Raw genomic sequence first — 10,208 nt, 5'->3', positions numbered from 1 at the left:
TCGTCGGCGGTGACGACGACGGGGCCGAGCGGGGCGTAGCTGTCCTGGCCCTTGGAGAAGAACCACTGGCCCGAGCGGCGCTGGTCTCGGGCGCTGATGTCGTTGAGGATCGTGTAGCCGAAGACGTGAGCGAAGGCGTCGCTCTCCGCTACGGAGAGCGCCGATGCTCCGATGACGACGGCGAGTTCGCACTCCCAGTCGAGCTGGGCAGTGAGGCGGCTGTTGTGCAGGATCGGCTCGCCGGCGCCTATGACGGCAGTGCCGGGCTTACTGAAGAGCACCGGTCGAGTGGGCACGTCCTTGTCGGTGTCCAGGGAACGGCTGGACTCCTCGACGTGTTCGACGTAGTTGAGGCCGACGCCGATGATTTTGCCGGGACGCAACGGGGCGTGCAGCACGACCTGATCATGCTGTCGGATGACGTCGTCCGGCCAGGAAGCGTTCGCGGCGACGGCCTCGCGGACCTGTTCATGGAAAGCGGGGCCCGCAGCGATGTACTCGGTGAGGGTGGCGGGCACTGCGATGGCGCCCTCGAGTGCGGCGACCAGATCGAGGACGGTGCCATCGGGCAAGGAAAGGCCAAGGCGGCGGTCGCCGTCGATCGCGGTGCTGAAAATGAGGAATCGCATGGAAACTCCGTGGTGGGGTGGGTGGGTTACAGGTCGGCCGGCAGGGGCGCGGGATCGCCGGACTCGTGCACGACGAGCCTGCGCTGCGGCTCCTGGTTGACATGCAACTGGAAGATGTCGAAGCGGTTGTAGTGGCCGGTGATGTCGTGCATCTGCTTGGGCTGGATGCACTTGGCGACGTCGATGTCGGCGTAGACGATGCCCTCGTCATCGATGAGCGGTTCGGTGAGCAGGCGGCCGTCCGGCCCGAAGATGCCGCTGAAGGCGGCGTGCGGGCGCTCCAGCAGCGCGCGTGACTCGCCGTCATGAGCGACCGCCTCGACGATCTCGGGGGTGATCGCGGAGCATGCGACGACCGAGAAGATCTTGCCCTCGAACGAGTGGGCCGCGGCCCGGACCTTGATGGCCTCGACCATGTCGTAGTCGGCAGGGGCGACGGGCAGGGCGATGTAGTTCGCCACGTGCACGGTCTCTCCCTGCGCGAGGAGACTGAAGCGGGCCAGGGTGTTGGTGTTCTCGCCGCAGGCCAGACCGCCCAGCCGCCCGACGGAGGTGTCGTACACACGCAGCGAGCTGCCGTCACCGCCGGTCCATGTGAGCTTCTCGGCCCAGGTGGGCACCAGTTTGCGGTGGACTCCGAGCAGCTCACCCTCGTCATCGATGAACAGCACGGAGTTGTAGAGCGTGCCGATCGAGCGGGGGTCGCGCTCGTTGACGCCGATGACGACGTGACAGCCGGCGGCGCGGGCGGCGGCCCGCAGCTCATCGACCTCCGGCCCGGGGACGTCGATGGAGGCACGGTAGAGCCGCTCGAACCACGGGCTTCCCTGAACCGGGGACATGGTCCAGTTCCAGTAGGGGTAACCGGGGACGAATGCCTCGGGGAAGGCCACCAGAGAGGCTCCCCCGCGGGCGGCCTCCGCGATCAGGCCGCATGCCTTCTCGATCGTGGCCGCGGTATCGAGGAAGACGGGGGCGGCTTGCACGGCCGCGGCTCGAAACTGTGGAAAGTCGGGCATAGGGGCCTCTCAACCGGCGTCTGGACCATCCGACACGAGCAGACTCTAGCATTTGATCAAATATCAAGCTAGCGTTCTCGGTAACGAGATCGACCACCCACCGGCACCCGGTGACGGGGGCCACGCGCTCCCCGCAAGCACTGACGTCGGCCGTGAAGGAGACTCAAGAGATGGCTGAGCAGGAAGATGTGATCGGCCGGGCGAACGTCGGCGACTCACCTGAGCTTGTGGCCTACTACGGGCGGCTCGAGAAGCTCGGCGCCGGCGCCCTCTGGACCGTGGCGAACGAGATAGAGCCCTGGTATCCGCAGCCGAAGTCCGTACCCATGCACTGGAGCTACGAACGACTTCGTCCCCACGTGCTGGAGTCGGCCGACCTGGTGCGCGGCGAGGACGCCGGGCGCCGCGTGGTGATGCTGGTGAACGAAGGCCGCAAGGAGCTGAGTGCCGCTGCAGGCCTTCTCTACACCGGGCTGCAGATCATGAATCCGGGCGAGTCGATGACCGCCCACCGGCACGCGGCCTCCGCGCTGCGGTTCGTGATAGAGGGCGAGGGAGCCTGGACCATCGTCGAGGGCGACCGGCTCAAGGTCGGTCCGGGCGACTTCGCCATCACACCCAACGGCACCTGGCACGAACACGGCAACGAGTCCGACGAGAACCCGGTGATCTGGCAGGACGGTCTGGACATCCCGCTGGTCAACGCCCTCGACGCGAACTTCTACGAGGTTCACCCGGACCTGCACCAGGTGCCCGGCCGCGTCACCAATACCTCGCTGCTCGAACACGGTGGCGGAATCCTCAAGCCCGACGGGCGCCGCTGGAGCAAGGCCTACTCACCGCTCCTCGCCTATCCCTGGGAGCAGACCCACGAAGCCGTCACCGACCTCGCCAAGGTCAGCGACGGTTCTCCGTACGACGGCGTCATCATGGAGTACGTCAACCCGGTCACCGGCGGCTCGGTGATGCCGACCATGGGCGCACACATGCAGCTGCTGCGTCCCGCCGAGGCGACGAAGGCCCACCGGCACACCGGCTCGGTGATCTACCAGGTCGCCAAGGGTCGAGGCCACTCCGTCATCGGCGGGCGCCGGTTCGACTGGAAGAAGAACGACATCTTCTGCGTGCCCTCCTGGGCCTGGCACGAGCACGCCAATGACGACCCGGCCGAGGACGCCTTCCTCTTCTCCTTCAACGACTTCCCCATGATCAAGAGCCTCGGGCTTTTCCGGGAAGAGACCTACACCGACAACAGCGGTCACCAGGCGGGGTGACGACCACGACCACGCCCCACCGGCACCACTTCGCCGTCGGCGTCGGCAGGCGCCCGCCCGCCGCCCCTCGGCCGCATCACGGATGGACTCCAGGCTCGCGCCCCGCACAGGCCCGAGGGGGGCGGCTTCGGGACTCTCTGCGACTCCCCCACCGCGCCGGGGCTGCAGCCGCAGCGCCCTGAACTGCTCCGCAGAACCGAGACCGATAGCCGCCAGCCGATCAGGGGGAGCAGGCCTCCACCTCCGGGCTCGGCCGGTCCCACCCTGACCCGGACAACGCGGCGCGCTCCGGGGAATCAGCCCTGTTCGGAGGCCCGCTGGGCAACTACGACACGGAGAATACCGACCATGCGCGGATGCGGTCACTGCTTCAGCCGCACTTCACTCCGGGCCGCATGCGGGCATTGCGTGGGCGAGTGGAGGCGCTGACCGCCCGCCTCCTGGACGATCTGGCGCTGCCCGAGGTGCTGACCGGCCAGACGCGGATCGTGTTCTTCGAGACCCCGGCCAACCCCACCCTGACCGTCTTCGACATCGCAGCCGTCGCCGCCCAGGCCCGCACGGTCGGCGCGCTGACGGTGGTGGACAACACCTTCGCCACCCCGGTCAACCAGAACCCTCTCGCCCACGGTGCGGACCTGGTCGTGCACTCCGCGACCAAGTACCTCGGCGGGCACTCCGACCTGACCGCCGGCGTCCTGACCGGCCCCGCCGAACACCTCGCCCCCGTGGCGGGGTGGCGCAAGAACCTCGGCCAGATCATCGCCCCCGAAACCGCCTTCCTCCTCGCCCGCTCCCTCCGCTCCCTGCCCGTCCGGGTCCGCGCGCAGAACGACACCGCCGCTGCCGTCGCCGCCTTCCTCGCCACGCACCCGCGCGTGGCCCACGTTCACTACCCGGGGCTGGCCACCGGCGAGCAGAAGCGCATCGTGGACGCGCAGATGCGTGGCGGGGGCGGCATGCTCAGCGCTGTCCTGGACGCGGACGCCGAGCAGACCGCCGCGGTGGTGGACCGGCTGCGGCTGTTCGCCATCGCGCCCAGCCTCGGCGGAGTCGAGTCCCTGGTCACCCAGCCCATCACCACCACCCACCACGGCCTGGACCCGGCCGAGCGGGCCAAGCGGGGCATCGCCGACAGCATGGTCCGCCTGTCCGTCGGCCTCGAAGACGCCGACGACCTGATCGCCGATCTCGCCCAGGCCCTCGACACCGCCTGACAGCCCTCTTCCTTCCGCCCACCGGACCTGTACGAGGGCCCGGTGGGCGTCCCGTACGACCTCTGCACGAAAGGCGTCCATCCCGTGACCGGCTTCCCCCTCCACGACGAGGCCACCGCACCCGCCGAGGCCCTCCCGCACCTCGCCGCGGCCCGCGAACGCATGGGTTTCCTCACCACCCTCAACGCCGTCATGGCCGAATCCCCGCAACTCCTGGCTGGCTACACCGCCCTGGCCCAGCAGTTCGCCGCTTCCTCCCTGCCGAAGGCCGCGCAGCAGGTCGTCCTGGTCACCGCGAGCGTCGCCAATGCCTGCCCGCACTGCGTTGCCGCGCACTCCACCCTCGCCTTGCGCGCCGGTCTCACCCCGGACGACGTCAACGCCCTACGCGATGCCACCCCGTTGCAGGACCCGTCACTGGAAGCCGTACGCCGCCTCACCCAGGCCATCGTCGACAAGCGCGGCTGGGCCGACGAGCAGGACATCGCCGGCTTCCTCGCCGCCGGACACACCCACCGCCAGATCCTGGACATCGTCCTGGGCGTCGGCATGAAGACCCTGTCCAACTACACCAACCACCTCACCCACACACCCGTCGACCCGGCGTGGCACGACCAGCAGTGGACGCCACCAGCAACCACAACCCCCTGACGCACCCACTGCCAACCGCCGCACGCAGGAAGAGACATGACCAGCCCCGCACCCGCCATCCCCGCCTCCATACCCGACGTCGCCCAAGCGCAGCGCCGCATCCTGCGTGTCCTGGTCGCCTCCCAGGTCCTCAGCGGCGCCGGGCTAGCCGCCGGCGTCACCGTCGGCGCCCTCCTCGCGCAGGACATGCTCGGCTCCACCAGCCTCGCCGGACTGCCCAGCGCCCTGTTCACCGCCGGCTCCGCGCTCGCCGCCGTCGTCGTCGGGCGCATCTCCCAGGCCCGCGGCCGACGCCCCGGCCTCGCCACCGGCTACCTCACCGGCGCGATCGGCTCAGCCGGCGTCATCACCGCCGCCGTCCTCGACAACCCCGTCCTGCTGTTCATCGCCCTGTTCGTCTACGGCGCCGGCACCGCCACCAACCTCCAGGCCCGCTACGCCGGAGCCGACCTCGCCCCGGCCGGCCGCCGCGCCCGCGCCGTCTCCACCGTCCTGGTCGCCACCACCCTCGGCGGCGTCGCCGGACCCAACCTCGCCGCCCCCGCCGGCACCCTCGCCGAACACCTCGGCATCCCCCACCTCGCCGGACTCTTCGTCATCTCCGGCGCCGCCTACTCGCTGGCCGCGCTCGTCCTCGCCCTCTGGCTGCGCCCCGACCCGCTACTCCTGGCCCGTGCCGTCGCCCAGGCCAAGGAAGCCGACGCCGCAGCCAACCCGGCCGCCGATGCCGCCGCCGACACGGGGGAGGGCCGCGGAGGCGTCGTCCTGGGCGCGCTGGTCATGATCCTCACCCAGCTCGTCATGGTCGCGATCATGACGATGACGCCGGTCCACATGCACGACCACGGCCACTCCACCGCCGCCTCCGGCCTCGTCATCGGCATCCACATCGGCGCCATGTACCTGCCCTCACCCCTGACCGGCTGGCTCGTCGACCGCTACGGCCGCATGAAGATCGCCGCCGCCTCCGGCATCACCCTCCTGGCCGCCGGCATCCTCGCCGCCGCAGCCCCCGGCGACTCCGTCGCCCTCCTCGCGCTCGCCCTCGCCCTCCTGGGACTCGGCTGGAACTTCGGCCTCGTCTCCGGCACCGCGATCATCACCGACACCGTCCCGCTCGCCACCCGCGCCAAGACACAAGGACTGGTCGACGTCTCCATCGCCCTCGCCGGCGCCACCGGCGGCATCACCTCGGGCATCATGGTCGCCGCCACCAGCTACCCCGCCCTCGCCCTCACCGGCGGAGCCCTCTCCCTCGCCCTCCTGCCCGCCGTCGCCGCCACCGCCTACCGCCGATGAACCCCACGAACCACGAAACCCCCGCACCCGAGATCACCGTCGACGGCACCGGCCTGCTCTGCGTCACCCTCCTGCTGCGCCTGCGCAAGGAGATCGACGGAGCCCAGCCGGGCACCGTCGTCCACGTCATCGCCACCGACCCGGCCGCACCACTCGACCTGCCCGCCTGGTGCCACATGACCGGCCACCACTACCTCGGCCCCGTCCCCGACGACGAACGGCCGGTGTACGCCCTGCGGATCGCCGCCAGCGCACGCCCCACCCGAGCCGGCGCCCCCTGGCATGCGGATAATCCCGACAGGTAGCCGCCTCTCCCCTCGCCAGACGGATTCGCTCGCAATCCGTGACCCCGCCTTGCCAACTGTCCTACTGCATCTTTGCCAACTACACAGCGCACATCCCTCGGCCCAGCGACAGCCGGCGCAGTCCCAAAGCTGCGTCGTCACAGTTGACGTCACAGGTCAGTGGGTCTTGGGTGGAGGGCCACGTCCAGAGCAAGGGGACTGGCCATGGATCTGCTCAGGCTTTCCGACCGGCTGCCGCAGTGTTCACGCTGCCGGGGCGACCTCATTATGAGCGGGGTGGCGCCGCAGGACGACGAACACGGGCGGCCGATCCACCTGGAGCTGTGCCCGGTGTGCGACACCGGCGACGTGGACCGCCCGGCGGCCGGCCTTCTTGTGCAGTGGTTCGCCGACCGTGGCGGTCATGACGCGAGTCGCGTCAAGGAGGGCTCGCACCTGCTGATGGAGTGGACGAAGGAGTGCATGGCCACCCACGGCTGGTACTTGCAGGACACCCCGCCCGACCAGCCCTGAGCCGTCATCGGCAGAAGCTGCCGGGCGCGTAGTGCCGCCGCGTCGTACGGGCAGCGCGGCCGCCGGGTCGAACTACTGTTGGGGCTGTGGCGACAACGTACGACTTCCCCGGCGACCTCATCGCAGCGCAGCAGGAACTCACCCAGGTGCGGGCCGACCTCACCGCCCTGTACGAGCGGCTGCCGTACTCCGTCGAACCGATGGAGGCATGGCAGCGTCCCGAGGGCTACTGGCTCGCCACCTCCCGTGCGTACCCGGACTCGCCGGGCTGGTCGGAGCAGGAGCAGCAGGAGGTCGCCGTGCTGCGGGAGAAGGAACGCGACCTCACCGGGGTGATCCTCACGCACGCCTTCTGGAACGACGTCGCCGGGCCCGAACGGCTCGATGCCCGCTCCCAGCTCAAGCATGCCCTCGAACGTGAGGACGGCGAGGGCCAAGAGGCGGCGTAGCCGTCGCGGACATGCTGGTCTACGGCCCCGCCGCGTCGCAGGCTAGCCGACAACACCGCTCCGGAACGCACCGATCGCGGCGCGGACGGCATCAGCGCCCTCCCACTCAGCTCCGTACGACCCTGACGGCGTGTGCCTAGACCGCACCAGCATGTCGGCAACCTCGCCGATCGACTCCGGTAACGAGAAGACCCGGTGCAGCGGCCTGAGCGGACCGCAGGGACTCACACGTCCCAGCCGTCCGAGGAAGGCGTACGACCAGCCCGTCTCCTCCTGCCAGGTGAGGCGGATACCGCCAGGACGGACGGTCCGACTGACGTCCCAGCCGAACACGATGTACATCGTCTCGCCGTGCTCGCGGCCGGTGCGTTCGACGCGGACGGAACCCGGCGGGATGCCGCGCTCGGTGAGGTCCTGGTCGACGGCACGGGCGTAGGGCCAGTGCGGCAGCAGCTCGTACGGCAGGAGCCCCGGAGGGTGAAGCAGCACGGTTCTCTCCTCCAGGCGGGGGTCGGGGGTGGTCAGGAGACGTGCCGGAACGCGGCGGCCGGGCCGATCGAGCCGGGCCCGTACTTGGCCCGGATACGGTCGCTGACCGCTTCCGCCGTCAGCCGCGCCTCGCGCGCCTCGTCCAGGCTGATCTGCTCCGCGACCCGGTCGGCGTCGACCAGGTCCTCGCCCCTGAGAACAAGGCCGGTGAGGCGGCCGCGCTGGAGGCCGGCCGCGTCCATCAGCCGGTACGCGAGGACACGCAGGTCGTCGGCGTGCGCGGACGGCGCGGCCAGCCGACGGGTGGTCTCCCACGTGGCACCGCCGGCGAACGTCAGAGTCAGCCGCAGGGCGCGGGCCGCCTGGCCCCGCCGCCGCAGGTCCTGCCCGAGCCGGACGACCAGGTCGAGCAGGGCGGCACGGACTTCGGCGCCGTCCAGGGTGTGCCGGGAGAAGGAGCAGCGGGTCGTGGTCGAGGCGGGCAGTGCGCGAGGGATGACGGGTCGGGGGTCGATGCCGCGGGCCCGGTCGGCGGCGAGGCGTCCGGCGCGGCCGCCCAGCAGACGCTGGACGGTGGCGGGCGGCACCGCCGCGAGCAGGCCGACGCAGTGGATGCCGTATGTACGCAGTACCTCCGCCTGGCGCGGGCCGATGCCGTGGAGGGCGTGGACGGGCAGCGGTCCGAGCCAGTCGGTGACCTCGTCGGGGCCGACGGTGAGGACGCCGCCGGGAGCCGGGACCTGGGCGGAGGCTGTGGCCGCGACGGTGATGGTCGGGCCGATGCCGACCCGGACGTCGACACCGAGCCGGGCGACCGTACGCACCCGCAGCACCTCCCCCAGCCGCCCGGCCGGAACACCGTGATAGTTCAGCGCGCCCCGGAGCTCCACCAGGGCCGCCGACGGCGGCAAGGCCTGCACGACCGGGGAGATGTCCGCGAGCTGCTCCAGGACCTGCCGGTAGACCTCCTCCGACAGCCGGTCCGGGCAGCGCACATGCATCACCGTCGACACCCCGCATGCCGGTTCACCCGTACTCATGACACTCCCACCTCCTCCACCCCACGTTATCGAACTATCATTCGAACACGCGAGGGTCCGGCCCGCGCGGCAAGGAACCTGGGAACCACTCATGCGCGACGACCTGCCATCCGACCTGGAGCGACTGCTCACTCTGAGGACCTGGCACGCCCTCTGGCTGGACCGGATCGACCGCAAGATCACCGCCGTCCGGCAGCGGGAAGCCGAGGCCGAACGCGGCCGCCAGCGTCGGCCCCCGGAACCGGACTGGATGGTCGAACTCGGCATCGGAGTAGGCCGCCCGCCCATCGAGCTCCACACCGGCGGCTGCTACGCCGCGGGCAAACGCCGCCGCCCCGTCGACCGCGACGAAGCCCGCCGGCTGCTCGCCTCAGGCCTGCGAGCCTGCAGACACTGCCGACCTGATCGACACCTCGGCATCTTCGACTGACCTTCGCGCGGTCGGCCCAGCCAGGCCGCCGAACAAGGCCCTCAGATGCCTCGCGTGCGCGCCTCACAGCCTCGACCGACGCTTGCAGGGGTGTGCCCATCGGCACGCCTGGTTGCGAAGTCACGTGCATCCGGCCCTCCCCGCGGATACGCAAGCGAGCCCGGACCAACTGGTCCGGGCTCGCGGCTCTTCGGGAGGTCTACAGGTCGAACTTCAGGTGCTCGATGTGCGTGAAGGGGACCTCCTCCAGACTTCTGGCGCGGCGGCTGCCGCCTGGAAGTACACCTCCAGGCCGTGCCGGCCTTGCTTCACCTCTGCGGGTCTCTATCCGGCGCCGGCAGTGACGAGGTCTTCGAGCCGATGGGCGAGTTGCGGGCTGGGCTGGGGGATGGGGCCGAAGTCGTCGAGCCGTGGCACGTCGAGGTTCCGGATCGCGCCCTTGACTGCTTCTTCAGGAACGGTCGCGGCGTGGTGCGGCAGGTCGATGTGGACGGCGATACCGTCGGCGGGCGCGGTGATGTCGACGACTTCGTGGGGGACCGGGGTGTACTGGCAGGGCCAGTCCTCCAGGGCTGCGGTTTGCCGGGCCCAGTGTCGGGCGTCGCGTAGTTCGCCGCGGCGCAGGTGGAGCAGGTATAGGCACAGGGCGCCGGTGGCGTTGCCGGCGCCGGCCGCGAACTGCCACCAGAACTGGGCTCCTTCCTCGCGGTCGGCCAGGACCAGCAGGCAGGCGAAGGCGAGGGCGCCGCCGGGATCGCAGGTGGTGTCGAAGCGGGCGATGCGCTGGGCGGCGTCGTCGTCGTGGATGACGCTCTGGCACAGGGCCCACAGGTCGCGTGCGGCGCGCTCGTGGAGGGCTGCGGGTGTCCGCGTTGACGGGGTGGGGCGGGTGG

At 70.5% G+C, this 10,208-nt stretch carries 13 protein-coding genes; 8 read left to right on the top strand and 5 right to left on the bottom strand.

What is annotated here, in order from left to right; genetic code table 11:
* The coding region (locus tag AOK23_RS44670) for a fumarylacetoacetate hydrolase family protein (RefSeq protein WP_055712068.1) at window positions 1–629 on the bottom strand (629 nt) is incomplete at its 3' end.
* Window positions 630–655: 26 nt separating this feature from the next.
* A complete protein-coding gene (locus AOK23_RS08085; protein ID WP_240496304.1) occupies window positions 656–1,615 on the bottom strand; it encodes a carbon-nitrogen hydrolase family protein in 960 nt (319 codons plus the stop codon).
* A gap of 203 nt (window positions 1,616–1,818) precedes the next feature.
* Between AOK23_RS08085 and AOK23_RS08080 the strand changes: the two genes are divergently transcribed.
* From AOK23_RS08080 to AOK23_RS08050, 7 genes are all read left to right on the top strand, one after another.
* Complete coding sequence (locus AOK23_RS08080; protein WP_055712066.1) at window positions 1,819–2,922, top strand: cupin domain-containing protein; 1,104 nt, start codon at window positions 1,819–1,821, stop codon at window positions 2,920–2,922.
* 356 nt (window positions 2,923–3,278) lie between these two features.
* Window positions 3,279–4,139, top strand: a complete 861-nt coding sequence (locus AOK23_RS08075) for a trans-sulfuration enzyme family protein (protein WP_206336147.1) — start codon at window positions 3,279–3,281, stop codon at window positions 4,137–4,139.
* A gap of 84 nt (window positions 4,140–4,223) precedes the next feature.
* Complete coding sequence (locus AOK23_RS08070; protein ID WP_063791301.1) at window positions 4,224–4,790, top strand: carboxymuconolactone decarboxylase family protein; 567 nt, start codon at window positions 4,224–4,226, stop codon at window positions 4,788–4,790.
* Between the two features lie 36 nt (window positions 4,791–4,826).
* Window positions 4,827–6,089 (top strand): MFS transporter, encoded by a 1,263-nt coding sequence (locus tag AOK23_RS08065; protein WP_055712064.1) that lies wholly within the window; start codon window positions 4,827–4,829, stop codon window positions 6,087–6,089.
* Complete coding sequence (locus tag AOK23_RS08060) at window positions 6,086–6,394, top strand: sulfurtransferase TusA family protein (RefSeq protein WP_055712063.1); 309 nt, start codon at window positions 6,086–6,088, stop codon at window positions 6,392–6,394. Before AOK23_RS08065 ends, AOK23_RS08060 begins: the two co-directional genes overlap by 4 nt.
* A gap of 204 nt (window positions 6,395–6,598) precedes the next feature.
* Window positions 6,599–6,907 carry a DUF6300 family protein gene (locus AOK23_RS08055; RefSeq protein ID WP_055712062.1) on the top strand — a complete coding sequence of 103 codons (309 nt, stop codon included), beginning with the start codon at window positions 6,599–6,601 and terminating at the stop codon, window positions 6,905–6,907.
* Window positions 6,908–6,993: 86 nt separating this feature from the next.
* Complete coding sequence (locus tag AOK23_RS08050) at window positions 6,994–7,356, top strand: hypothetical protein (protein ID WP_055712061.1); 363 nt, start codon at window positions 6,994–6,996, stop codon at window positions 7,354–7,356.
* 42 nt (window positions 7,357–7,398) lie between these two features.
* Here AOK23_RS08050 and AOK23_RS08045 read toward each other — a convergent pair whose 3' ends face one another.
* Together AOK23_RS08045 and AOK23_RS08040 are read right to left on the bottom strand one after the other, a co-directional pair.
* Complete coding sequence (locus AOK23_RS08045; RefSeq protein ID WP_055712060.1) at window positions 7,399–7,845, bottom strand: DUF6292 family protein; 447 nt, start codon at window positions 7,843–7,845, stop codon at window positions 7,399–7,401.
* A 32-nt stretch (window positions 7,846–7,877) separates the two neighbouring features.
* Entirely contained in the window at window positions 7,878–8,885 is a 1,008-nt protein-coding gene (locus AOK23_RS08040; RefSeq protein ID WP_055712059.1) for a DNA polymerase Y family protein, read from the bottom strand.
* Between the two features lie 91 nt (window positions 8,886–8,976).
* Here AOK23_RS08040 and AOK23_RS08035 point away from each other — a divergent pair, with 91 nt between their 5' ends.
* Window positions 8,977–9,315 carry a DUF6233 domain-containing protein gene (locus tag AOK23_RS08035; protein WP_055712058.1) on the top strand — a complete coding sequence of 113 codons (339 nt, stop codon included), beginning with the start codon at window positions 8,977–8,979 and terminating at the stop codon, window positions 9,313–9,315.
* Between the two features lie 324 nt (window positions 9,316–9,639).
* Here the strand turns inward: AOK23_RS08035 and AOK23_RS08030 are convergent.
* The coding region (locus tag AOK23_RS08030; protein WP_055712057.1) for a hypothetical protein at window positions 9,640–10,208 on the bottom strand (569 nt) is incomplete at its 5' end.

The sequence above is a fragment of the Streptomyces torulosus genome, assembly GCF_001419765.1.
Lineage (GTDB): Bacteria > Actinomycetota > Actinomycetes > Streptomycetales > Streptomycetaceae > Streptomyces > Streptomyces torulosus.
Note: the sequence above shows the minus strand (reverse complement) of the source record. Positions and strands in the feature narration are given on the sequence as shown.